This window comes from Planococcus sp. CP5-4_YE (genome assembly GCF_019042655.1).
Taxonomy (GTDB): domain Bacteria; phylum Bacillota; class Bacilli; order Bacillales_A; family Planococcaceae; genus Planococcus.
Window position 1 is genome coordinate 1 of record NZ_JAHPZO010000006.1, and the last position, 23933, is coordinate 23933.

A 23933-nucleotide genomic window follows, 5' to 3' on the forward strand; every position below is an offset into this window, starting at 1 on the left:
ATKYKWRATCGGTCATATCAAGGGCAATCGGTCGTTCCGCCGATTTCTCCTCCGGGGCTTAGAAAAAGTGCATACAGAGTTCGGGATTGTGGCATTGGCCCACAACCTCCTGAAAGTAGCCAGCATGCGCCGGCTACTTTCAGTGTCTTCACCAACAAATGAAAAACAGACGGAGAAAAAGAATTTCTTTTTCTCCGTCTGTTTTATTTTAGGGGCTTATGGGACAGCCCCTTCTATTATGTTTTCCTAAAGTACATTCAGTTGGGAATTATTCCTTACCGGAAATATAAGCCCATTTGTAGCCGTAATCTCCACCGAATGGATGTTTGACGATGTTGTTAACATATGGCTTTTGAAGGGACATGATACCGCGCTGATAGATCGGTGCGATAGCAGCGTCTTCTTCAATCAAGATTTTTTCAGCTTGAGCCATTGCTTCCCAGCGTCCTTCAGCATCCTGTGCCAATTCGCCTTTAGCTTGCTCAACCAAGTTATCGAACTCTTCGTTAGAGTAAGACATCAAGTTGTGAGAAGAACCGGTTACGAATAGGTCGATGAATGTCATCGGATCCTGGAAGTCAGGGCCCCATCCAGAGTTTTGGATATCGTAGTCTTGTGCTTCATCAAGCTCAAGGCGTACACCGAATGGTACAGCTTTCAAGTTAACTGTCAAACCTTCAAGGTTTGTTTCAAGTTGCTCTTTCAAGTAAGCATCCATTTTACCTGCAAGTTCAGAGTCGCCGCCAAGAAGTTCCATAGTCACTTCTGTTTCGCCGATTTCCTCTAGGCCTTGCTCCCAGTAAGTTTTCGCTTCTTCAGCGTTGAATGGCAGCATGTCTCCGTTAATATCACGGAAGTCTTCGCCTGCTTCATTGAAAGTGAAATCAGTTGGTACTAGGTAGTTAGCTGGAAGTGATCCGTTAGCTAGAACTACATCTACAAGGTCTTGCTTGTTGAAGCCAGTAGCAATCGCTTTACGGATGTTTTCGTTAGCAAGTGGAGTTTCTTCCCCATTGCGTTCTTGGTTAAATTTCAAGTAGAACAAAGTTGGTTCAAGTTCTTTTAAAACTTCTGGGTCTTCAGCGTATTGCATTGCGAATTCGCCAGAAAGTCCGACGCGGTCTTTTTCACCAGATTGGTAAAGGTTAACTGCAGTTGATGTTTCTTTAACTACGTCAACATTGATTGCATCAAGTTGAACAGTTTCAGCATCCCAGTACTCAGGGTTTTTCTCCATTGTCCAAGTCAGGCCAGTGCCGTCCCAGTTCGTAAGAGTGAAAGGTCCGTTGTAAAGAATGTTTTCAGAGTTTGAAGCGTAGTCATCGCCTTTATCAGTTACGAATTCTTCGTTCAATGGGTAGAATGTAGCGAAAGCCATCAATGACATGAAGTAAGGAGTCGGGCGCTCAAGTTCTACAACAAGAGTTTTGTCGTCTTCAGCTGTGATTCCTAGTTCAGAGACTTCCATAGATCCTTCAGCTACTTCAGTAGCGTTTTTGATTGTTCCACCCATCATGTATGGTCCGTATGGTGAACCAGTGTCTGGGTCAATCGCGCGCTGCCAAGCAAAGACGAAATCGTTAGCTGTGATCGGTGTACCGTCCGACCAGTTAGCATCACGTAGTTTGAACGTGTACGTCAAGCCGTCTTCACTGATCTCAGGCTCGCCATCAGCAAGTGCAGGTTCAGCAATGTTTTCTTGATTCAAACGGAACAAACCTTCGTTTACGTTGTTCATGATGTTGAATGCTACTGCATCCTCAGCAATCGAAGAATCCATTGACGGGATTTCTGCTCCTTCGATCAAGTTTAGTTCTTGTACAGAGTCAGGTTCGCCGCCGTTGCCTTCTGCGCCTTCTGTACCTTCTGTGTCTGTGTTTTCTGTCCCAGTATCAGTGTCGTCTCCGCCGCCGCAAGCAGCTAGGAAAGCACTAAGTACCAAAACCAGGCCAAGTAGCCATAAAATCTTGCTGTTTTTCACTGATTTTGCCCCCTTAAATTTTCTGAAAAGTTGGTACATGATTAATTATACATAAATATTTTTTGTTGTACAGCGTTTTTTTTGGAATAAATTGTACTTAAAGCTTAATCATAGTATACCAAATAATCACCAATCGCCTGAAAAGCGCGTCATGTAAGCGTTTTCTTCTCAATTAGAAATCGAATAATTTTTTGATTTTTTTTGTTATTTCTTCTACAATAAGAACGAATAGGGGTGCCATAATGAAAAAAATAATCATTGGAATTGCTGTTGTGCAATTGATCATTGTGTTGACGATGCTCGTGCGAAATGAACCGTTTTCACTGCTTTCATATATCAATAATTCCTTTATCTACGGGGGAATCCTTGTATTCTTCGGGGCTTGGGTGTTCGTAGTCCGGACAGGTGTTTTTGATGTATTTACGATGAGCATGCGCAAAGTATTCAAAAGTAAATCTACACTCGAAGACGACGAGATGCGTCTCCCATCGGAAGTGCTGGCATTCTCAAGTTCTCCCCTATTAATCGTGGGCGGTGCGACTTTAGTAGCCATGGCTATTTCCTTGGCGTTCTACCAATCGTAGAATTGCGTATTGCAGCGCCAATCCTTTTTGTATTATAATAAATTCAATACAAAATGAGCGTTGACAAAGAGTAGTAGATGCAGTTTCTTCTATATAAGAGAGCTTGTGGCTGGTGTGAACAAGCAGAGGACTGCATTGAATGGACTTTCGAGCTAAAGCGGTGAACAAGTAGCCGCTTTCGTATTCTCCACGTTACGGAGGCAAGAGGCCGCTTTTGCGGCAACCAGGGTGGTACCGCGGAACCGCACATCATTCGTCCCTTTAGTTCCAGGGACGGAGATGTGCTTTTTTATATTCATTTTTAGGATTACCCACTTTGAGGAGGAATTGTATTGAAGAAAATTTTTTCAGGCGTCCAGCCGACCGGCACGGTCACACTCGGCAATTATATCGGTGCATTTAAGCAGTTTACTGAACTGCAGGAAGAATATGATTGCATCTTCTGCATTGTCGACCAACACGCTATCACCATGCCCCAAGATCGGCTCGAATTAAGAAAAAACATTAAATCCCTTGCTGCGCTTTATCTAGCTGTCGGCATCGATCCTGAAAAAGTCACGCTGTTCATTCAATCGGAAGTGCCAGCTCACGCCCAGGCAGGTTGGATGCTGCAATGCGTATCGACCATCGGTGAGCTCGAACGCATGACGCAGTTCAAAGATAAATCGGCCAAGGCTGCTTCCATTTCTGCTGGCCTCTTGACTTACCCGCCTTTAATGGCTGCTGACATTCTATTGTACCAAACAGACATTGTCCCAGTCGGCGATGATCAGAAACAGCATATTGAATTGACACGCGACTTAGCGGAGCGTTTCAATAGAAAATACAATGACATCTTCACGATCCCCGACATTCGGATACCAAAACACGGCGCGCGCGTCATGTCCTTGCAGGATCCGACGAAAAAGATGAGCAAATCCGATTCAAATAAAAAATCGATCATTACTTTGCTCGATGATTTAAAAACAATCGAAAAGAAAGTGAAGAGCGCTGTCACCGACTCAGAAGGAATCGTCAACTACGATCCTGAGAACAAGCCAGGCGTATCCAACCTGCTGTCGATCGAAGCTGCCTTGACTGGAGCTTCCATCGATGATCTGGTCGCTAAATATGAAGGCGGCGGCTATGGCGATTTCAAAGCAGGAGTTGCCAAGGCAATTACGGACCATTTGGCGCCAATCCAAGAACGTTACTATAAGCTGCTCGATTCTGAGGAGCTTGACACGATCCTCGATGAAGGTGCAGAAAAAGCCAATTCCATTGCCAATAAAACATTGAAGAAAATGGAGAACGCGATGGGGCTGGGCCGTAAGCGCAAATGATAATACATGAACAAAAAAAGGATGAACGGGTGGCATGCCACCCGTTCATCCTTTTTGTTTAGTTTTGATTAACGCAATGACTTCGGGTTCAACGCATCCTTCAGTCCTTCCCCGATAAAGTTAATTGACAGAATCGTCAAGGTAATAATGATTGCTGGCGGCATCCAGATCCATGGCTTGCCTTGCAGGACATCTGGCTCATTGGCAGACGATAGCATATTGCCCCAGCTCGGTGTCGCTTGCGGCACGCCAAACCCTAAATAGCTGAGTGCCGATTCGATGACAATCATCGTCGCAAAAATCAAGGTTCCTTGCACGATGATTGTCGAGATGACGTTAGGTAATAGATGCTTCGTGATGACTTTGAACGGGGAACAGCCGATCGACAAAGCGGCCAGGATATACTCATTCTCTTTTTCAGCCAACACTTTGCTGCGCACCAAGCGTGCGACCCCGCCCCAGCTGAGCGCACCGATGACCATGATCAAGACCCATAAGCCATCGACAATGCCATATAGGATCGTGTTCAAGACGATGACGAAGACAAGGAACGGGAAATTCAGTACGAAATCCGTAAAGCGCATCAGAATACTATCGATAAAGCCGCCGAAAAATCCGGCAAGTGCTCCGACCACTGTCCCTAGAGTAATGACGATGAGCGTTGCGCTAAAGCCAACCAATAACGAAATACGCCCCCCGTAGAACAAGCGCGTCAAGACGTCGCGCCCGCTTTTATCCGTGCCGAGAAGGTGTTCACCGTTCGGCTCGATATTCATCGCGCTGATATTGACTTTTGAAATATCCGGCAGCGGTGACAACACTGGTGCGAGGAAAGGTGCTGATATCGACATTAAAGTGACCAACACGATGAAAAAGGAACTGATCATCGCCAATTTATTGCGCACGAACTTTCTTCTGGCAATTTGCCAAGGAGACAAGCTTCTTTCCGGCTTTTTAAGTTGGGTAATGGTAGTTGATGATGCCATTTTACTGCTTCCTCCTCAATCCAGGCGAATTCGTGGGTCCACGACGCCGTATAAAATATCTGCCAATAAATTACCGAATAATGTAAGGAACGATAAAAGCATAGTCAATGCCATCAAGGTTGGAAAATCCCTGCTTGTCACGGATTCCAAAAACAGCTGGCCGATGCCCGGATAAGTAAAAATTGTTTCTGTAATAATGGCTCCACCGATCAACGCAGCAAAATCAAATCCAAGGAATGTAACTAGCGGAATGATCGAATTGCGCAGAATATGGACATTATAGATTTTTTTCATCGGCGTACCTTTCGCGCGCGCTGTCCGGACAAAATCCTTGCGGGAGTTCTCGATGATGTCGTTGCGCAAAAACTGCGTATAACTTGCCGTGCTCATCGCCCCAAGTACAATCGCCGGCAACAAGACGTGGTGCATGCGGCTTATATAGTACTCAAAGCTCCCCTCTTCCACCAAGATATCCACCGACCCTGCAAACGGGAACCAGTTCAACTGGAATGCAAAAATATAAATCGCAAAAACGGCAGCGACAAAAGACGGAATCGCCAGCATGACATAATTGAACCCTGCAATGGCGTTATCGCCCAAGGTATAAGGACGCCTGCCGGAATACATGCCCATAATGAACGCCATGATATATGTGATGATGAGCGCTGTAACGCCCAACAACAAAGTATTCGGCAATTTTTCCAAGATCAAATCGAATACTGGAATTTGAAAACGTGTGGATTTACCGAAATCCCCTTGGACGAATCCGGTAATCCAGTTAAAATATTGGACAGGCAAAGGGTCATTATAGCCAAGCTTTTCACGCATTTCCGCTATGTATTCCGGGTTGGTGTTGAGCGGGTCGATTTCTCCGCTGAGCGAATCGCCCGGCATCAGTTTGGCAAGGCTGAAGACCACGATGGAAATCAAAATCAGCATCGGGATCATTCCAAGCAATCGTCTAATCGAATATTTAAGCATAGGTACTCTCCTTGTCTGATAGGTTCTCGGCTCTGCTCTCGTGCACGGTAAGGATTGTTTTTTGAAACAGCCCTTACCGTGCATAAGAGCTTCATATAAAGATTCAACGATGGGCGGCTTCGCCCATCGTTGAAGGTTTGGTGCTGATTTTATTCTGTTACGAACCATTCAGCAGGGCTGTTTTGACCGGATACGTCATATTCAACTCCACCGACACGCGTATTCAATGCCTTAATTTCTTCTAGTTCCGCAATGTAAAGCATCGGCAGTTCTTCGTTGACGATCTTCTGCCATTCAACATACAATTCTTTGCGTTTTTCCTGATCAGTGCCGACGATTTCAATATCAAGTGCATCGTCTAGTAATTGATCCGCTTCAGGATTGTTGTAGCGCGGGTAGTTCCACAGCTGGTCTGCCTTCCATAGTCCAGATGGATCCGGGTCAGTTCCTGTACCCCAGCCGCCGAAGAATGTTTCAATAGAAGCATCATCTTTTTCGACCATATCGTAGTAGAGGTTGACTTCCACCATTTCCACTTCAGAACGCAGCCCGACTGCTTCGAAATACTGGGCGATTGCTTGTGCACGAGATTCAAATGTAGGGTTGCCCGTTGCGTAATGCGAGAATTTCACAACAAACTCGTCGCCGTTCGGGTCTTCGCGGAATCCATCATCATTCGTATCGACGTATCCTGCTTCATCCAACATCTGCTTCGATTTTTCCGGATCATATTCATATTGAATTAATTCGCTGTCTTCTGCTGAATTCCAGTGGGAAGATGGCACTGGCTTGTTGACGACATCAGCATAGCCGAAGAAGAAAGCATCCACCCATTCTTGGCGGTTCAATGCATACATCATCGCTTGACGCAGCTCTTTACTTTGGTATTTCGGAAGTTCTTCTGTGATCGTTTGCGATTCGTTATCGAATTTACCGAGCTTGAATCCTACATAATAATAAGTCAATCCAGGGTAAGTCCTGATTTCTACATTTTCTAGAGGTTCTACCTCAGGACCGGATACCGGCTGTAGGGAGATCATATCGATGTCATTGTTCTGCAAAGCGCCGACAACAGAAGAGTTATCGATAACGCGCAAGACGATTTTATCCAAGTTGACATCGCCATTCCAGTACTCATCGAATTTCGAGAATTCGACTGACTCCCCAGGAACGATTTTGTCAATTTTGAAAGGCCCGATTCCAATTGGAGTCGAACGTACCCATTCTGATGCTGACATTTCGGCAACCGGTACATCGCCGAGAACGGACTCAGGCAGTGGATATGCCCATAGGTTGGTTAGGTTGTTAACGCGCGCTTCATCGAAAGTGATGTTGATTTCATAATCACTGACCACTTCGATTCCTGAAATGGAATCGGCGTCGCCGCTGCGGTATGCTTCAGCGCCTTCGATTGTTTGCACGTTTGCATAGCGGGGACCGTCGTAATCAGGGTCTGCGATCGTTTCAAGGGCAAATACCCAGTCGTTGACAGTCAATTCTTCACCGTTATGCCATTTCACGCCTTCTTCAAATGTGAAGTTGAAAACTTTATTGTCCTCAGTTTCCCAAGAGGCGACGTTCGGTTCAGGTTCTAGGTTTTCGTTATAGTTGATCAACGCTTCATCGAATAGTTCGATGACTTCAAAGTCAGTCGCAATCCCATAAAATGCGGAAGAGTACAAGCCTTCTGGTGGTGCATCAAGGCCGTATACGAGCGTTCCGCCTTTTTGCGGTTCACCTTCAGCTGCGCCTTCAGCACCTTCGCCTTCAGAGCCTGACTCACTGGATGCATCATCGTTGCCGCCGCCACATGCCGCAAGGAACGCGGACAGGACAAGTACAAGCGTGAAAAGCCAGAGCAAGGAATTTTTCTTCATCTTTTTTCCCCCTAAAAAGTTTTTGTGATCAATACAAATGGCACGCGACTTGATGGCCTGGCCTTACTTCTGCCAACGCTGGTTTCTCTTGTGAGCAGATTTCCATCGCTACTGGGCAACGTGTATGGAACGGGCAGCCAGCAGGCGGATTTTGGGGGCTCGGCACATCCCCTTTCAAAACAATCCGCTCTTTGCGCTTTGCCGGATTCGGTTCCGGAATTGCGGAAATGAGCGCTTGCGTGTAAGGATGCAGCGGTTCTTTGTATAAATCTCTATTTGAAGCAAGCTCTACGAGGTTGCCCAAATACATCACTCCGATTCGATCGCTCATATGCTTTACGACACTCAGGTCGTGTGCAATGAAGAGATAGGTTAGATCGAATTCGATTTGCAGTTCTTTTAATAAGTTCAGCACCTGGGATTGCACAGACACATCGAGTGCTGATACCGGTTCGTCCGCAACAATCAACTTAGGGTGCAGTGCCAGCGCGCGGGCGATGCCGATGCGCTGTCTTTGGCCGCCTGAAAATTCATGGGCGTATTTATAATAAGCCTCTTCAGGCAAGCCGACTCGTTTCAGGAGTGTCTTAATTTCCTGCTCCAACTCTTTTTTATTGCGCTTTTCATAATTGAGGATTGGTTCGGCAATGATGTCCCCGACCATTTGCGTCGGGTTCAGCGACGCGTAGGGATCTTGGAACACCATTTGAAAATCTCGCCTGGCCTTTTGCAATTTTGCCCCTGACAAACGTGTAATGTCTTTTCCTTCAAAAAGGATTTCGCCTTCCGTCGGTTTCATCAGCCTCAAGATGGTTCGCCCGGCAGTTGATTTGCCGCAGCCTGATTCGCCGACTAACCCAAGTGTCTCCCCTCTCCTAATGGCGAACGACACATCATCCACTGCTTTGACATTGCCAATCGTCCGCTTGAAAAAGCCCCCGGTGACAGGATAATATTTTTTCAAACTCCGAATTTCGAGAAGGTTCTCACGCTTATCTAAGTGATCGATTCGGTCCTGGATGAAATTTCTAGTGGTCATAATGCGGCGACTCCTTCTCGTTCTCTTTTTCCATCGGTTGGCCAGCTTTCTTCATATAATAGGCACGCAGCTTCGTGTCGATTGTCCACGTTTGCAAGCTGCGGTGTTACCGTCAGGCATTCTTCCATCGCTTTCGGGCAACGGTTCGCAAAGCGGCAGCCGACTTGAGGCATATTGATGACGGATGGCACCAGCCCTTCAATGGTCGCGAGCTCTTCGACGTCTTCATCCATTTTCGGGATTGCTTTCATTAACAATTCGGTATACGGGTGTTTGGGGTGGCTAAATAAATCTTCAACAAATGCGCGCTCAACGATTTTGCCCGCATACATTACCAGTACTTCGTCGCAAATTTCAGCCACTACGCCCAAATCATGTGTAATGAGAATGATCGACATATCATTCGCTTCCTGTATGCCTTTCAACAATTCGAGGATTTGCGCTTGAACTGTGACATCCAAAGCTGTCGTCGGTTCATCGGCAATCAATAATTTCGGCTGGCAGGCAATTGCCATGGCAATCATGACGCGCTGGCGCATCCCCCCGGACAATTGATGGGGGTATTCAGTAACAATTTGTTCAGCCCGCGGTATCCCCACTTGCTTCAATAAAGCGACTGACCGCAACCGAGCTTCTTTTTTCGTCAGTTTCTCATGGTTCAAGATCACTTCTTCAATTTGATAGCCAATGGTGAACACTGGATTGAGTGAAGTCATCGGTTCTTGGAAAATCATCGAGATGTCTTTTCCGCGAATATCATTCATTTTCTTATCGGAAAATTCCGAAATTTCTTGTCCTTCGAATTCGATTTCGCCGCCTCGGATCTTGCCGACGCCGTTTGGCAGCAATTGCATAATGGATAGCGACATGACGCTTTTGCCACAGCCCGATTCGCCTACCACCCCGACAATTTGCTTCGGCAAGACATCAAAGCTGACTCCCTCGACTGCGTTATAATAATCACCGTCAATTTTGAACCCAGTCTGGAGGTTTTTAACCCGCAAGAGCGGTGTAGACTCATTGATTCTATAAGCTGTCATGAAAACACCTCAAAATTCTTTTTTTTCTGTTAATTCCAACTAGTTTTAAGCATATTACAAAAGTATTACATACGCAATATAATTTTTGTATTTTAAGAAATGATTACCATATAGAGAAAATCATTTCTTTTTTCAAGTCTTGCTTTTGCTATATATCGCTGATGATAGCCCACTTTGAATTGATTGCCATATTAAAAATCACATAAAAAAACTCCTGTTTCCAGGAGTTTTTCGATAAGCCTTATACTTTTTTGAAGACGAGTGAAGCGTTATGTCCGCCAAAACCTAGTGAATTGCTCATTGCATAGGAGAAATCAGCTGTTCTAGCTTCATTCGGTACATAATCCAAATCCAATTCCTCATCTGGTGTTTCATAATTAGTCGTTGGTGGCATGATGCCTTCTTTTAAAGCCAAAGCCGTGAAGATAGCTTCGATGCCGCCTGCTGCGCCGAGCAGATGCCCTGTCATCGATTTTGTTGAACTCATGCCGAGCTTGTAGGCATGGTCGCCAAAGACCGTCTTGACTGCCATCGTTTCGAACATATCATTATAAGGTGTGCTCGTGCCATGTGCATTGATATAGCCGATTGCGTCTTTTTCAACGCCTGCATCTTCAATAGCCTGTTGCATAGCGCGTGCCGCCCCTTCGCCGCCTGGTGCTGGAGCCGTAATATGATGCGCATCTCCAGTGGAGCCGTAGCCGACCACTTCTGCATAAATTTTTGCGCCGCGCGCTTTGGCGTGCTCGTATTCTTCTAGAATGACAATCCCAGCACCTTCACCAATGACAAAGCCGTCACGGTTTTTATCGAATGGGCGTGATGCCGTTTTGACGTCTGCATTGGTTGTCAGCGCCGTATTCGCTGTAAAACCGGCTACTGACAAGCGGGTGATCGGAGCTTCCGCGCCGCCTGAAATCATGGCATCTGCATCGCCGCGCTGGATGACCTTGAAGGCATCACCGATCGAGTTCGTACCGGATGCGCAAGCTGTCACCGAGCAGGAGTTGATGGCTTTTGCACCGAAGTGGATCGATACTTGGCCCGATGCCATATCGGGAATAATCATCGGCACGAAAAATGGGCTGATGCGGCGAACGCCGCGTGAGTTCAAAACGTCCATTTGATTTTCGATTGTTTCCATCCCACCGATACCGGATCCGATCCAAACGCCCGTGCGGAGAGCCGTTTTCTCATCTAGCTCTAGTTGCGCATCTTTCATTGCCATGATGGATGCTGCTAGTGCGTAATGAGTGAACCGGTCCATCTTGCGCGCTTCTTTGCGCTCGATATAATCTTCAATCGAAAAATCCTTCAATTCAGCGGCAACTTTCGCCGGATACTGATCTGCATCGATGCGTGTCAACGGTCCGACACCTGAACGCCCTGCCTTCACCGCTTCCCACGTAGATTCTGCACTATTACCAAGCGGTGTTACGGCACCGATACCTGTAATGACTACACGACGATTTTCCATTTCTTTTACTTCCTTTCGCATATCCGTTTATTTCCCCCACTTCATAGCAATTGCGCCCCAAGTCAATCCGCCCCCGAAGCCGACCATGACGACGACATCATCGTCTTTAATACGGCCTTCCTCTAAATCTTCTACAAGTGAGATTGGAATTGACGCTGCTGAAGTGTTTCCGTATTTTTGTATGGTTTTCGACATTTTCTCTACCGGTAAGTCAAGACGAGCCCGAGATGACTCCATGATTCGGATATTCGCTTGATGCGGGATAAGAAAGTCGACATCTTCTTTGTCTAAGCCAGCTTTTTCGATCACATTGATGGCGGATTCCCCCATTTGGCGCACCGCAAATTTAAACACTTCACGGCCATTCATGACCAAATGCTTGTCTTGATACAAATGTTCCCCGCCAGTGCCATCCGCTCCGAGTTCGAACGATAGAATCCCGCGGCCTTCCGACACTTTGCCAATTACAGCCGCGCCAGCTCCGTCGCCGAATAAGACAGCCGTATTGCGATCTTCCCAATTAGTGATTTTTGAGAGCTTCTCAACACCAACTACTAGGACGTAGCGATACGTATCTGATTCAATGAATTGTTTCGCTGTGATGACCCCGTACATGAACCCCGCACATGCGGCAGAAATATCCATAGCGGCCGCATTCACCGCGCCGATCTGCTGCTGAATGTCGCATGCGACAGAAGGAAATGGGCGGTCAGGCGTGACAGTCGCTACTAGGATCAGTCCGATGTCTGCTGGATCGATTCCAGCAGATGCGATTGCCTGTTGCGCTGCGACCCGGGCCATATCCGATGTATCTTGTTCATCGCGTGCAATCCGGCGTTCTTCAATGCCGGTCATTGTTCGAATCCATTCATCCGAGGTGTCCATGCGCTGCTCCAAATCAAAGTTGGTCAATTTATCTTCCGGCAAGCATCTGCCGGTACCAATGATTCCAGCATTCATATCTATATCCCTCATTTCGATTAATATCAATTATTAGTACCTGGTGTTAATAATACGCCCTTTTCCAGTCGATTTCAAGTTGGCGACATATTTCCGACAAAAACTTTCGAAACGCGCGAAACTTTCTTTCTGAAAAGGCTTCCTTATGCTATGATAAAACTAGTTATTCTATGTATAGAGGTGAAAACAGATGCAATATATCGGAACTCTTTTCTGGTCTGTCCTTATTATTTCCATGTTGAATTATGTAGTAAGTGCTGTACAAAACGTGCCATTCGAATTTATGATCGGTATTTTCATGGCAGTGGCAGTCACTGTATTGGTCATCGTGATGGATGCCATTATCCCGAAAGAAGCAGCGAAAGAATATTAATAACGATAAAAACGGAAGCCCCCATGGCTTCCGTTTTTTATTTGGCTGGATTTAGCCGTTTGCATTGAAAAAAAACTTTGTCCACGAAGATCTAAAATGAAATAACCGGAGAAAAAGTGATTATTTTTCTTCGGTTATTTTGATTGGGGGCTGACTTTTTTAACACCTTTTAGATTCATAACAGCTGATAGGAGGCAAGACGGCGAATAAATGGACGAAGTGGGGCTGAGTTCATTTATTTGCGATGCTTGAGCATAGCGAAAGTTGAGCAACAAAGTTAAACAATGTCACACTGGCCAACTGACAATGCAATGTCCTGTCACTCCTGCTGCTCCCATTCTGTGGACTAGAGCGCCTGTCGCAATGGACTTCATCCTTTTCTTACACAGTGATAAGCAAATGTTTATTGGCGTCCATCGATACTTTCAATGTCGATCCCGGAGTGACGTCTCCCTTGATCAATTCCTTGGCGATACGCGTCTCGATTTCACGCTGAATAAAGCGTTTCAGCGGGCGTGCCCCGAAGACCGGGTCGGTTCCCGCTTCAATGATATAATCAATGACCGAATCTTCTACTTCCAGGGATATTTGTTGTTGTTTCATACGCCCTGCCAATTCGCCGATCATTTTCTTGGCGATGCCATAGAAATGCTCATTGTCTAGGGAATGGAAAATGACGATATCGTCAATGCGGTTCAATAGCTCCGGCCGGAAATGCTTGCGCAGTTCCATCATGACGATGTCTTCTGTATCGTGCTCATTATTGCTTGCGCTGATGTGCTGGGAACCGATATTCGATGTCATGATGACGACCGTATTGGAGAAGTTCACGAGCCGCCCTTGGCTGTCCGTTATGCGACCGTCGTCCAGGATCTGCAAGAGAATATTAGCAACATCTGGATGGGCTTTCTCGATTTCATCGAGCAATACGACAGAATATGGATTGCGGCGAACCGCTTCTGTTAATTGACCGCCTTCTTCGTAGCCAATATAACCAGGAGGTGCGCCAACTAGACGCGACACGCTATGCTTTTCCATATACTCGGACATGTCGATGCGGATGAAATGGTCTTCCGAATCGAATAAGTTCGCTGCCAGAGATTTAGCAAGCTCCGTTTTCCCGACACCGGTCGGCCCGAGGAAAATGAACGAGCCAATCGGTTTTTGTTCATCCTTAATGCCGGCACGCGCACGCCATACGGCTTCTGTCACGAGATCGACAGCACGGTCCTGGCCGATGACGCGCTCTTTCAGCGTATCCCCGAGGCGCAATAGCTTTTCGCGCTCGCCTTCGACCAATTTCGTTACCGGGATGCCTGTCCAACGGGCGACAATGGCGGCAATTTCTTCTTCAGTCACTTCTTCGCGCAATAATCGCTCCCCGCCATCGCCCGCAAGTTCGACTTCCATTGCGCTCAGTTCTTTTTCGAGCTCTGGAATTTTCCCGTGGCGCAGCATCGCAGCGGTATTCAAATCATATTTGTTTTCCGCATCTTCCAACTGGCGGCGATATTGATCCAGTTGTTCGCGCTTGGCCTGGATTTTCTGAAGCGATTGCTTTTCTTCGTTCCATTGCTGCTGCATGCCTTCAGAAGATGATTTCAATTCCTGAATTTCTTCGCGCAGCGCAGCGAGGCGAGTTTTGCTCGCTTCATCTTTTTCTTTTCGAAGCGCTTGCTCCTCAATTTCGAGCTGCATGAGACGACGTGTCACCTCGTCGAGTTCCTGCGGCATCGAATCAATTTCTGTCCGGATCATCGCACAGGATTCATCGATCAAGTCGATTGCCTTGTCCGGAAGGAAACGCTCCGTGATGTACCGGTCCGACATGGTCGCTGCTGCAACGATCGCCCGGTCATGGATGCGCACACCGTGGTGAAGCTCGAAACGCTCTTTCAATCCACGAAGAATCGATATGGCATCTTCAACAGAAGGTTCGCGGACCATCACTTGTTGGAAACGCCGCTCCAGCGCTGCATCTTTTTCGATGTGCATACGGTATTCATCCAAAGTTGTGGCTCCAATGCAATACAGCTCCCCGCGTGCAAGCATCGGTTTGAGCATATTTCCGGCGTCCATTGCGCCTTCCGTTTTACCGGCGCCGACGATTGTATGAATCTCATCGATAAACAGGATGATCTGCCCTTCACTATCTTTCACTTGCTTCAATACGCTTTTCAGGCGTTCCTCGAATTCCCCCCGGTATTTTGCGCCTGCAATCAGCGCACTCATATCAAGCTCGTAAATGACGCGGTCTTTCAAGCCTTCCGGCACATCGTTACGGACGATGCGCTGCGCCAACCCTTCCACGATGGCGGTCTTCCCAACACCCGGCTCCCCGATCAATACCGGATTGTTTTTGGTTTTTCTCGAAAGAATCCGAATGACATTGCGAATTTCCTGATCGCGGCCGATGACTGGATCCATTTTTCCAGATTGTGCTTGTTCAACCAAGTTACGGCCGAATTGCTCCAATGGCGATTTTTGCTGTTCATTTTGATTTTGGAACTGAACCAATCAAATCACGCTCCCTTTAAATTAGTTTGACTATCTTTGACTAATTAGATTATATGTCCGTTCGCCCCCTTTTGCAACGGAAATGCTCATTAAAAAAGCCGCAAGGAGTCTCCTCCCTGCGGCTTTTCACGGTTCTATTATCGAACGCCAAGCGCCATTTTGGCGTAGCGCGACATATGGTCTTTGCTCCAGACAGGCTGCCAGACAATTTTCACATCGACTTCTTCAACTTCCGGCAATTCGTACAAGGATGTTTTAACCATCTGAACGATTTGCGGCCCCATTGGGCATCCCATTGAAGTGAGTGTCATCGTGACCACGCAGAAACCATCTTCGGATAATTCTACATCATAAACAAGGCCCAAATTGACGATATCAACACCTAGTTCAGGGTCGATGACATTTTCGAGTGCGCCTAATAAATAATCTTTTGTTTCTTGTTCCATTCGGAATCCCTCCTTTTCCTGTTACTGATTATCTTACCAAACATCATAGCTAAATGAAATCGACTTGCTTATTCGCTTAGGCGGTCAGCAATCCAGGCAGTCGCAGCGAGCATCCCTTTGCGGCTGACTGCGTGAGCAGCTTCGGTTTCTTTCATGAATGCCAAGCGTTCAGGATAGGCGGCATAATCCCGCTGCAATGCATGGAACAACCGGTTGGTCGGTTCAAAAGGAACGGTCGGGTCTTTTACACCGTGCCAGAAAAAGACCGGGCGCCCGCCAAATGACTGTCGGTTCAAACTTATATCAAAACGGGACAGAGCTTGAAGCATGCCTGCTCGTTCTTCATCAGTCAACGGCAGGTCAAAACCGCGTGATTCATATTGCCGCATCTGCGCTTTTGCGAGCTCCACGTAATTTCCTGAACCCATCATGACTGCGGCCGCTTTGATCCACGGATAGGCCGTCAATGCACCAAGTGTCGTGATGCCGCCCATCGATGTACCTCCGACAGCCGGTTCCCCCTTGGTCAACTGGCGTTTATGCAATTCTTCGTGGAAAAATCCAAGCTCTTCGATGGAGGTCAAGACGATTTCCCAAAAACGCAGGCTGATCTGGACTTCATCAAGTGACTGATCTCGCTCTCCGTGAAGCAGTGCATCCGGCAAGATGACACGCACTCCTTTCTTAGCCCATTGCCAAGCATAATGCAAATTATGTTCTTTGGCACTCGTATGCCCATGCAGAAAAATGACTGTCGGCAATGGGCCGCTCTCATGGCCTTCGGGTGTGATATGTAAAATTGGGATATTCCCCCATAATTCGTTTGCTACTTTCATGCGCTCCACTCCTCACCCTAAATCCTACCAATTTTTCTCTATTCCCGCAAATTACACCACTGTCGTCAGCTTTTTTTGACGGATAGCCTCTGTTATCGCTAAACTAAAGGTAGATAGAAGGGAGCCGGATTTTTTTATGAAACAACATTTAATCGTACTAGACTTGGACGGCACATTATTGACCGACCAAAAAGTCATTTCATCTAAAACCCAGACCATTTTGAATCAAGCAAAACAAGCAGGACACCAGGTCATGATCGCTACGGGTCGTCCATACCGTGCGAGTGAAATCTACTACCGTGAACTCGGCCTCAATACGCCAATCGTCAATTTCAACGGGGCTTTTGTCCACCATCCTGATAATGAACACTGGGGACTTCATCACACCCCGATCGGCTTGGATGTCGTACATGAAGTCGTGGAATCGATGCACGATTTCGATTTCCACAACATCGTAGCGGAAGTGCTGGATGATGTCTATGTCCACCACCATGATGAGAAACTGATGGACATTTTCAGCTTCGGTGACCCGAGCATCACGACAGGCGATTTGCGCAATTACTTGAAAACCGACCCCACTTCGATGCTCATCCATGCGCCATACGAAAAAGTCCACGCTATCCATGACCATTTGTCGGAAGTGCATGCGGAAGTCATTGACCACCGACGCTGGGGCGCACCTTGGCACGTCATTGAAATCGTCCGCTCGGGTATGAACAAAGCTGTAGGCATCGACCGCGTCTCAAAATCATTGGGCATTGCGAAAGAACAAATCATCGCATTCGGCGATGAAGACAACGATTTGGAAATGATCGATTTTGCAGGCGTCGGTGTCGCTATGGGCAATGCCATCGAGCCACTGAAAAATATCGCCAATGAAATCACCTTGACCAATAATGAAGACGGCATCGCAGAATTGCTGATGGACCGCTTGAAACTGAAACTCTAAAGGAGGAAGATCCATGAGATTATTTGCAGATAGCGCATCTGATTTACCAAAAACTTTTTTTGAGCAGGAACAGGTCGTCCTGTTTCCTTTGCGCGTTCATATCGGAGAGGACGAATATGAAGATATCCGGACCATAGACTCCATGAAAGTTTATGATACCATCCGTTCCGGCGTCCACCCGAAAACATCTCAAGCTTCTCCGGAAGAAATGCTCAAGGCATTTGAACAATTGGCAAAAGATGGAGAGCAGGGATTTTACATTGCTTTTTCTTCGGAGCTGTCTGGAACTTATTCCACTGCAGTGATGGTTGCAGATCAAGTACGCGAAGAATACCCGGACTTGAATTTGACAATTGTCGACTCCAAAGCGGCTTCCCTCGGCTATGGCCTGCTTGTTAAAGAAGCCGTGAAATTGCGCAATGCCGGTGAAAACCACGAGGCGATCATCCAAAAAGTGCGTTTCAAGGCCGATCATCTCGAAAGCCTGTTCACTGTTGAAGATTTGGATTATATGGCGAAAGGCGGCCGTATTTCAAAAGGCAGCGCATTTGTTGGCGGCTTATTGAATATAAAACCTTTACTTCATGTCGAAGACGGTAAGCTCGTGCCAATCGAGAAATTGCGCGGGCGCAAAAAAGTCATCAAGCGGATGGTCGAGATGATGAAAGAGCGTGGAAGCAATTTGGACCAGCAAGTGATCGCTATCAGCCATGCCGATGACGTGGAATTTGCAACTGCATTGAAAGGCGAAATCGAAGCTGCCTACAATCCGAAAGAAATCGAAATCCACATGATCGGTTCCGTGATCGGCGCACATACAGGACCTGGCACGCTCGCCTTGTTCTTCTTTAATAATACCGATTGAGGAGTGGACGGTTGATGAAAAAAGTAATTATAGTCGGCGCAGTGGCAGGCGGTGCAACTGCCGCAAGCCAACTTCGTTTCTATGATAAGAACATGACTATTACGGTATACGACCGGGATTCGACAATGTCATACGCCGCTTGTGGAACGCCGTATGTAATTGGCGAAGTCATTGCAGATGAAACTTCAATCCTAATGGCCGACCCTGAACAGTTCCAGCAAAAACGAAATATCGATGTCAGGCTCGAACACGAAGTTTTGGAAATTCTCCGTTCCGAGAAAAAAATTCGTGTCCGCAACTTGAAAAACGGCGACGAATTCGTTGATTCCTATGACGTGTTGATTTTGTCACCCGGCGGCAGTGCCATCATGCCGGAAATTGAAGGCTCACAGAAGAGCCACGTGTTTACGCTGCGCAGTTACAGTGACATGCAAGCCATCCATTCCTATATCCAGAATGAAAACCCATCACATTGCGTCGTTTCCGGCGCAGGATTCATTGGGCTTGAAATGGCGGAGAACCTTAAGCATCTCGGGTTGGAAGTCGATATCGTCCATAAGTCGAGCGCCATCCTATCGATCTTGGACGAGGACCTGTCACAGTTGCTGCATGCTGAACTGGAGAAGAATGGCGTCCAAGTCCTCACTGAAACCGTCATTGAAAAAATTGATGATCGAAACGTCCAATTATCCGATGGGAAGAGTCTAGCAACCGATTTTGTCATCATGAGCATCGGTTTGAAACCGAATACCGCACTCGCTGAAAATGCCGGGCTCAGCATCGGTGAAACTGGAGGCATCCGGACCAATGATTTCATGCAAACGGATGACGAATCGATCTACGCCATTGGGGATGCATCGGAGAATTTCGATTTTATCACTGGAGACCCAAAGCGAGTCCCGCTTGCTGTACCGGCGCACCGACAGGCTTTCCTTGTCGCTCAGCACATTACCGGAAATCCGATCCCGAAAAAAGGGCTACTCGGCACTTCTGCCTTGAAAGTTTTCGGTTTGGACGCAGCGATGACTGGGTTGACCGAAACAGCAATCAAAGAAAAAGAGCTCACCTCCAAAACGGTTATCCATACCGGAAACTCGAACGCGGGTTATTATCCGGATCATGAAAAACTGACCTTGAAAGTCCATTACAATCCTGAAACCAGACAGATTTTGGGTGCACAATGCGTCGGAGGCAAAGGAGTCGACAAGCGTATTGATGTAATTGCTACGGCTATTTATGGAGGATTGACCGTCGATGATTTGCAGGCGCTCGAATTATGCTACGCTCCTCCATTCTCTTCGCCGAAAGATCCCGTCAATATGATCGGCTATAAAGCATTCGACTGATTTTTCACTGAAAGCGCCTGGAAACAGGTGCTTTTTTCATTCAAAAAAAGCTGTGAACAGGTAACAATCTGTTCACAACTTTTTGATTATTTATTCTGTTTTGCTGCTTCATCAGCTTTGCGCTGCTTACCCTTTTTCCAGACAATCCATAAAAAGCCCATGAAAATCAAGTACATTAGCCCAAGAGTGACGATATAAGCCGTATTCAGCCCGCGTTTTTCAGTAATATGGTAGGTTTCTACCAATTCGCGGTCCAAAGTGAGGCGGTACTGGCCGTCTTCATCCGGACGGACGATATCGCTTTCGAACAGCCCTCGCAGTTCCATTCCTTCACCGACAACCTCTGGCGCCAAACTTAAACTTTTCGTTTCAGAGGAGTTATTAATGGCAATGACCCACGACTCTTCTTGATTCGAACGCTTATAGACCATCCAGCCCTCTTCCTCATGGAGCAACTCCAATTCGCCTGTGCGCAATGCTTCAGAGGAATTTCGCAATGAGTTTAGATTGGTGATATAGTCGATCAATTCCTTTTCAACCGCCATGTCCAAAATCTGATGCGATTCCGGCAAGGTTTCGCCGTTCATCGCAGTTTCAGAACCATACTGGACGACCGGAATGCCCGGCATCGTCAATAATTGCGCAAACAGCATGCGCCAGCGTGTCGGCGGATAGCCTCTCGATTCGACAATGTCCGATGTGAAGCGTGAACCGTCGAGTGAATCGACACGGATCAATTTTCCTTCCGCTTGCTGCATCAATTCAGGGACCTCGGCCAAGGACTGGTCAAAATTGCGGTAGCTGTCGCGTAGCGTCTGCTCTACGCCTTGTTGCACGACCGCATCAAATCCAGCCTGGTTCTCCATTTCTGCATCTGCCAGCACATAAAACCCTTCTTGCTGCTTCATGGCAGCGGAGAAGCTTTCGACAAATGCCGGGTCCAGTTCCTCTGAATCCTGCAGGCGGACTCCGTCAACGCCGTATGTATCGCGGAAGTCACCGAACATTTCGATCAAGGCTTGTTGCACTTCTTCATTGCCTGTATCGAGCGAAAGCGTCTGATCCCCATTTTCAGTAAACCAATCAGGATTTTTCTGTGCCCATATATGATCTGCACTCACTTCTTGCGTTGGTACATCGACGATGATTTTCATCTCGCCTTCATGCACTTCATCGATAAGCGACTGGAATTCTTCCGCCGTTCCAAAATGGCGTTCCAATTGGCTATAATCCAACACTTGCTGTCCATCATAGCTTGCGGTCTGGAAAACTGGCCCAACCGATAGCATCGTAAAGCCCATATCCCGGACGTGGGCAAGTTCGCTCTCCATCCCTGAAAAATCTCCGCCGCTGAATGATGCCGGATCGGTGGAGTCCACTTCATAATCGTTCTGGATCTGTTTATTGAAATAGCGGTCTACGAGCACGTCGTAGATGCTTTCGTCTTCGATTGTGCGCGTCTCTTCAGCTGCCACACCAGCTGTTGACGGCCATAACAAAGCTGCTGCCAACACCCAAATCATAGTTTTTCTCTTCAAGTCCGTACTCCCCCTTCAATGAGGCCAAGATGATGCTCACCCGGTCTATTTTATCAAATTCGACTATTTGCCGCCATGTCATATTCGTGAAAGCGCTGCTGTTTGTGCCTAGTTTCGTCCAAACTGTGAAATTCCCCGGACGAATGGCCCGATTTTCACTATTTCGATGACACAAAAAAACTGCACGTTCCTCGTTAGTAAAACCCAACAAGGAACGTGCAGCTTTTAATTGGATGCAATGCCTTTTATGCCAAGAAGTTAAATCCGACAGGCAATTTGAAGCCGAGGAACAAAGTCACGAGCAAGAATACTGCAAATAATGCCCAGAACAAGGTTACAGGCTTTTGTTTCTTGCCACGCACGAGCACCATTTCCATCATGCCGATGGTCAATAACCCGAATAGGAATTTCAAGCCGTAAAGCATGGCATCGTATGACGAATGCTCGATGAACAATGTCAGCCCGGTAATGATGATCAAAACGTAGATCAATCTCGTGATCATGTGGACAATTTTACGTCCCTTGCTGTCGCGGTGCATAAATGCAGCCACGAGGAAAAGCACGATGCCCACTACCCACATAGTAATGTGTAGATGCGTTGTATCAGTTAAAAATCCCAAAAGCTCACCTCATTTAATATAGTCCCCTCAAGTTTACCACATGCAGGACCACTGGAAGTGATTGTTCCTTATGACAAATGTGTGACGAGCGTCCCGATTGATTGGATCGATACTTTGATTGTATCTCCCGCTTTCAAGAACTTCGGCGGATTGAACCCTTTGCCAACGCCAGCCGGGGTGCCAGTCAAGATGACATCGCCTGGTTCAAGTGCTACCGATTTGGAGATCTCTGCGATCAACTCATCAACGCGGCGGATCATGTTTTCCGTATTGCCATTTTGGCGGACTTCATCGTTCACTTTCGTCACAAGAGACAGATTCTGCGATTGCGGGATTTCATCCTTGGTCACCAAATACGGTCCCATCGGGCAAGAGCCTGGCAAGCTTTTCCCTAGGAAATATTGCTGGTGTTTTTCCTGAAGGTCGCGGGCGGTCAAGTCGAGCGCGATGGTGTACCCAAATACATGATCGTAAGCCAACTGTTTCGGGATCTTATGCCCGGCTTTGCCGATCACGACAGCGAGTTCGCCTTCGTAATCATATGCATCGGTCACCTCTGCATGCACAGAAACCGTTTCTTCATCAGCAGCGACGGTATTGGGCGCTTTTGTGAAAACAACCATATCTGCCAGTGCCTGCCCGCCCATTTCTTCTGCGTGATCAGCATAATTCTTGCCGATGCAGATGAAGTTTTTCGGAGGTCTCGGGACAGGTGACTGCCATTCGATTTCCGAAAAAGAGTGTTTGAATTGCTCAGGGGTTTCCGATTGGACAGCCGCCTCCGTCAATTTGCGGATCTGTTCCACAAACTCCATTCCTTGCGACACTCCATCAATCAGCTTTTCCGGAAATTCCGGCAACACTTCCAGCTGCTCCTGGATGGCGAGGACATCCCACACGGCTTCTTCTTTTTTTACTTTTGGTCCAAAACGTTCTTCTCCTTGAAAGCGAAACGATAAAAGTTTCATTCGTCAAACACTCCTTTTCTGTGATTGCATTCATTATACACATTCAGCGTTTTGAATTGTTGCTTTTTTCAAAATTATTTCCGTAAGTCCAGCGCCGCCAAATCATTTCGATTGGCCCACGCTCGAATTTACTGAACCATAGTTCCGCAAAAATCAATTGAACAACAAAAATCCCAAGTGCGATCAAAGTCCCCGTCAATAAATCCACTTGTCCATACAAGCCAAGCCCAAAGGAATAAAAAATCGAGGTCGCGATGATTGATTGTGTAATATAGATCGTCATCGACATCCTGCCCGCTTTGGCCAGCGGAGACAAAGCCTTCATGAAGTTCAGGTTCATCGATAATAATGCGATGATTCCTGCATAACCAATCGCTACCAGCGGCCCTCCGAATATTTCCTGGACATATTGGAAAGCATAATTGGTGTCAAATAGATAAGGAGTAGATTTCAGCACTAAGCCTATTGCCAGCGAACTTAAGGTCACTATCAGCCACGTCTTTTTCTTGTTGGCTACTTGTTCAATCATCCGCCATTTGGCTGCTGCTGCCCCTACCATCATCAATGGCAAGATGGTGACGGCATAAATGATGAAACTGAATGGATTATTGCCATAATACCAATCCGTCAGCCGCCTGCTGAAAATTTCTGCGAAGTTCCCTGAGCCATAAGCCGCAATCGATTGTTCGGCTTCCTGATAGCCGATATAAATATTTGGATCTGCCATGACCGAAATAAACATAATGGCGGTGAACATCAAATGTGGCAATGTGTAGATCAGTATGCCAAGGCCAAGAAGCCAGTTTGCCGGCAAGCTGAGCATGCCGATCAACAGCAAGCCCATCAAAGCATAAGTGATCAAGATATCTCCGTACCAAATAAAGAATGCATGGATGATCCCAAATGCTAACAAGATCACCAGTCTCTTGACGGCTAGCGGCAAAAATGGCTGATTTTTTTGTTGAGCCCGCGAAAATTGCATCATTAAGCCGTACCCGAACAACATGGCAAATAACGGGTAAAAACTTGCCTGGACGAAAATGTCCAAACCGGTGAAGATGGTTTGGTTCATATTGCCGCTGAACCATTTATACGGATCGATATAACTTAAAGGTGAGTGGAATGCCAACATATTAATGAGCAGGATTCCGAATAATGAAAATCCCCTCATCAGATCGATGGCATCCACCCTTTCACGTAAAGAGATAGGCTGTAGTTTCAAAATAAT

General features: G+C 46.8%; 21 protein-coding genes, 1 pseudogene and 1 other annotated feature. Of the genes and pseudogenes, 7 read left to right on the top strand and 15 right to left on the bottom strand.

From position 1 onward, the window contains the following. A pseudogene (locus KTG14_RS18095) lies at positions 1-127 on the top strand (transposase); the annotation flags it as partial. A gap of 141 nt (positions 128-268) precedes the next feature. On the opposite strand, the gene KTG14_RS08970 reads toward KTG14_RS18095, so the two are convergent. Then, complete coding sequence (locus KTG14_RS08970; RefSeq protein ID WP_216970615.1) at positions 269-1981, bottom strand: peptide ABC transporter substrate-binding protein; 1713 nt, start codon at positions 1979-1981, stop codon at positions 269-271. Between the two features lie 242 nt (positions 1982-2223). On the opposite strand from KTG14_RS08970, the gene KTG14_RS08975 reads away from it, so the two are divergent. Then, positions 2224-2565, top strand: a complete 342-nt coding sequence (locus KTG14_RS08975; protein WP_216970616.1) for a DUF3899 domain-containing protein — start codon at positions 2224-2226, stop codon at positions 2563-2565. A 51-nt stretch (positions 2566-2616) separates the two neighbouring features. After that, positions 2617-2829: a binding site (T-box leader), on the top strand. 68 nt (positions 2830-2897) lie between these two features. Then, complete coding sequence (gene trpS / locus KTG14_RS08980; RefSeq protein WP_216970617.1) at positions 2898-3887, top strand: tryptophan--tRNA ligase; 990 nt, start codon at positions 2898-2900, stop codon at positions 3885-3887. A gap of 68 nt (positions 3888-3955) precedes the next feature. Here trpS and opp4C read toward each other — a convergent pair whose 3' ends face one another. From opp4C to KTG14_RS09015, 7 genes are all read right to left on the bottom strand, one after another. After that, positions 3956-4873: an oligopeptide ABC transporter permease gene (opp4C, locus tag KTG14_RS08985; RefSeq protein WP_216970618.1), complete on the bottom strand. Its 918-nt coding sequence runs from the start codon at positions 4871-4873 to the stop codon at positions 3956-3958. Positions 4874-4888: 15 nt separating this feature from the next. Beyond that, a complete protein-coding gene (gene opp4B / locus KTG14_RS08990; protein WP_216970619.1) occupies positions 4889-5854 on the bottom strand; it encodes an oligopeptide ABC transporter permease in 966 nt (321 codons plus the stop codon). A gap of 149 nt (positions 5855-6003) precedes the next feature. After that, positions 6004-7731 (bottom strand): oligopeptide ABC transporter substrate-binding protein, encoded by a 1728-nt coding sequence (gene opp4A, locus KTG14_RS08995; RefSeq protein WP_216970620.1) that lies wholly within the window; start codon positions 7729-7731, stop codon positions 6004-6006. A 28-nt stretch (positions 7732-7759) separates the two neighbouring features. Then, entirely contained in the window at positions 7760-8770 is a 1011-nt protein-coding gene (locus tag KTG14_RS09000) for an ABC transporter ATP-binding protein (RefSeq protein ID WP_216970621.1), read from the bottom strand. After that, a complete protein-coding gene (locus KTG14_RS09005; protein WP_216970622.1) occupies positions 8767-9810 on the bottom strand; it encodes an ABC transporter ATP-binding protein in 1044 nt (347 codons plus the stop codon). Before KTG14_RS09005 ends, KTG14_RS09000 begins: the two co-directional genes overlap by 4 nt. 241 nt (positions 9811-10051) lie before the next feature. Beyond that, the gene (gene fabF, locus KTG14_RS09010; protein WP_216970623.1) at positions 10052-11287 is read right to left on the bottom strand and encodes a beta-ketoacyl-ACP synthase II; all 1236 of its coding nucleotides are present in this window, start codon (positions 11285-11287) and stop codon (positions 10052-10054) included. A gap of 27 nt (positions 11288-11314) precedes the next feature. Then, a complete protein-coding gene (locus tag KTG14_RS09015) occupies positions 11315-12247 on the bottom strand; it encodes a beta-ketoacyl-ACP synthase III (RefSeq protein WP_068463208.1) in 933 nt (310 codons plus the stop codon). Between the two features lie 190 nt (positions 12248-12437). Between KTG14_RS09015 and KTG14_RS09020 the strand changes: the two genes are divergently transcribed. Next, entirely contained in the window at positions 12438-12620 is a 183-nt protein-coding gene (locus KTG14_RS09020) for a DUF2929 family protein (RefSeq protein WP_211654618.1), read from the top strand. Between the two features lie 381 nt (positions 12621-13001). Here KTG14_RS09020 and KTG14_RS09025 read toward each other — a convergent pair whose 3' ends face one another. From KTG14_RS09025 to KTG14_RS09035, 3 genes are all read right to left on the bottom strand, one after another. Further along, positions 13002-15137 carry an ATP-dependent Clp protease ATP-binding subunit gene (locus KTG14_RS09025; RefSeq protein WP_216970624.1) on the bottom strand — a complete coding sequence of 712 codons (2136 nt, stop codon included), beginning with the start codon at positions 15135-15137 and terminating at the stop codon, positions 13002-13004. A gap of 137 nt (positions 15138-15274) precedes the next feature. Further along, positions 15275-15583: a metal-sulfur cluster assembly factor gene (locus KTG14_RS09030; RefSeq protein ID WP_211654620.1), complete on the bottom strand. Its 309-nt coding sequence runs from the start codon at positions 15581-15583 to the stop codon at positions 15275-15277. Positions 15584-15651: 68 nt separating this feature from the next. Further along, positions 15652-16419, bottom strand: coding sequence for an alpha/beta fold hydrolase (locus tag KTG14_RS09035; protein ID WP_216970625.1), 768 nt, complete (start codon positions 16417-16419; stop codon positions 15652-15654). Between the two features lie 136 nt (positions 16420-16555). On the opposite strand from KTG14_RS09035, the gene KTG14_RS09040 reads away from it, so the two are divergent. Genes KTG14_RS09040 through KTG14_RS09050 form a run of 3 tightly spaced genes read left to right on the top strand, consistent with a single transcriptional unit; the run spans position 16556 to position 19579 of the window. Further along, complete coding sequence (locus KTG14_RS09040; RefSeq protein ID WP_216970626.1) at positions 16556-17368, top strand: Cof-type HAD-IIB family hydrolase; 813 nt, start codon at positions 16556-16558, stop codon at positions 17366-17368. Positions 17369-17381: 13 nt separating this feature from the next. After that, positions 17382-18233, top strand: coding sequence for a DegV family protein (locus tag KTG14_RS09045; protein ID WP_216970627.1), 852 nt, complete (start codon positions 17382-17384; stop codon positions 18231-18233). Between the two features lie 14 nt (positions 18234-18247). Continuing rightward, positions 18248-19579 (top strand): CoA-disulfide reductase, encoded by a 1332-nt coding sequence (locus KTG14_RS09050; protein WP_216970628.1) that lies wholly within the window; start codon positions 18248-18250, stop codon positions 19577-19579. 86 nt (positions 19580-19665) lie between these two features. On the opposite strand, the gene KTG14_RS09055 is transcribed toward KTG14_RS09050, so the two are convergent. From KTG14_RS09055 to KTG14_RS09070, 4 genes are all read right to left on the bottom strand, one after another. Beyond that, on the bottom strand, positions 19666-21117 hold the full coding sequence (locus KTG14_RS09055; protein WP_216970629.1) for an alpha-amylase family glycosyl hydrolase: 1452 nt from the start codon (positions 21115-21117) through the stop codon (positions 19666-19668). Positions 21118-21362: 245 nt separating this feature from the next. Then, positions 21363-21737: a YisL family protein gene (locus KTG14_RS09060; protein ID WP_101190679.1), complete on the bottom strand. Its 375-nt coding sequence runs from the start codon at positions 21735-21737 to the stop codon at positions 21363-21365. A 68-nt stretch (positions 21738-21805) separates the two neighbouring features. Beyond that, complete coding sequence (locus KTG14_RS09065; RefSeq protein WP_216970630.1) at positions 21806-22705, bottom strand: fumarylacetoacetate hydrolase family protein; 900 nt, start codon at positions 22703-22705, stop codon at positions 21806-21808. Between the two features lie 43 nt (positions 22706-22748). Beyond that, positions 22749-23927: a DUF418 domain-containing protein gene (locus tag KTG14_RS09070; RefSeq protein WP_216970631.1), complete on the bottom strand. Its 1179-nt coding sequence runs from the start codon at positions 23925-23927 to the stop codon at positions 22749-22751. Between the last annotated feature and the right edge of the window lie 6 nt (positions 23928-23933).

Bases quoted from the DNA above. Each gene is read 5' to 3' on its own strand.
- fabF (WP_216970623.1), bottom strand. From the start codon at position 11,287: ATGGAAAATCGTCGTGTAGTCATTACAGGTATCGGTGCCGTAACACCG.
- opp4A (WP_216970620.1), bottom strand. From the start codon at position 7,731: ATGAAGAAAAATTCCTTGCTCTGGCTTTTCACGCTTGTACTTGTCCTG.
- opp4C (WP_216970618.1), bottom strand. From the start codon at position 4,873: ATGGCATCATCAACTACCATTACCCAACTTAAAAAGCCGGAAAGAAGC.
- KTG14_RS09065 (WP_216970630.1), bottom strand. From the start codon at position 22,705: ATGAAACTTTTATCGTTTCGCTTTCAAGGAGAAGAACGTTTTGGACCA.
- KTG14_RS09020 (WP_211654618.1), top strand. From the start codon at position 12,438: ATGCAATATATCGGAACTCTTTTCTGGTCTGTCCTTATTATTTCCATG.
- KTG14_RS09050 (WP_216970628.1), top strand. From the start codon at position 18,248: ATGAAAAAAGTAATTATAGTCGGCGCAGTGGCAGGCGGTGCAACTGCC.
- KTG14_RS09040 (WP_216970626.1), top strand. From the start codon at position 16,556: ATGAAACAACATTTAATCGTACTAGACTTGGACGGCACATTATTGACC.
- KTG14_RS09000 (WP_216970621.1), bottom strand. From the start codon at position 8,770: ATGACCACTAGAAATTTCATCCAGGACCGAATCGATCACTTAGATAAG.
- KTG14_RS09015 (WP_068463208.1), bottom strand. From the start codon at position 12,247: ATGAATGCTGGAATCATTGGTACCGGCAGATGCTTGCCGGAAGATAAA.
- KTG14_RS09035 (WP_216970625.1), bottom strand. From the start codon at position 16,419: ATGAAAGTAGCAAACGAATTATGGGGGAATATCCCAATTTTACATATC.
- KTG14_RS08975 (WP_216970616.1), top strand. From the start codon at position 2,224: ATGAAAAAAATAATCATTGGAATTGCTGTTGTGCAATTGATCATTGTG.
- opp4B (WP_216970619.1), bottom strand. From the start codon at position 5,854: ATGCTTAAATATTCGATTAGACGATTGCTTGGAATGATCCCGATGCTG.
- KTG14_RS09030 (WP_211654620.1), bottom strand. From the start codon at position 15,583: ATGGAACAAGAAACAAAAGATTATTTATTAGGCGCACTCGAAAATGTC.
- KTG14_RS09005 (WP_216970622.1), bottom strand. From the start codon at position 9,810: ATGACAGCTTATAGAATCAATGAGTCTACACCGCTCTTGCGGGTTAAA.
- KTG14_RS09045 (WP_216970627.1), top strand. From the start codon at position 17,382: ATGAGATTATTTGCAGATAGCGCATCTGATTTACCAAAAACTTTTTTT.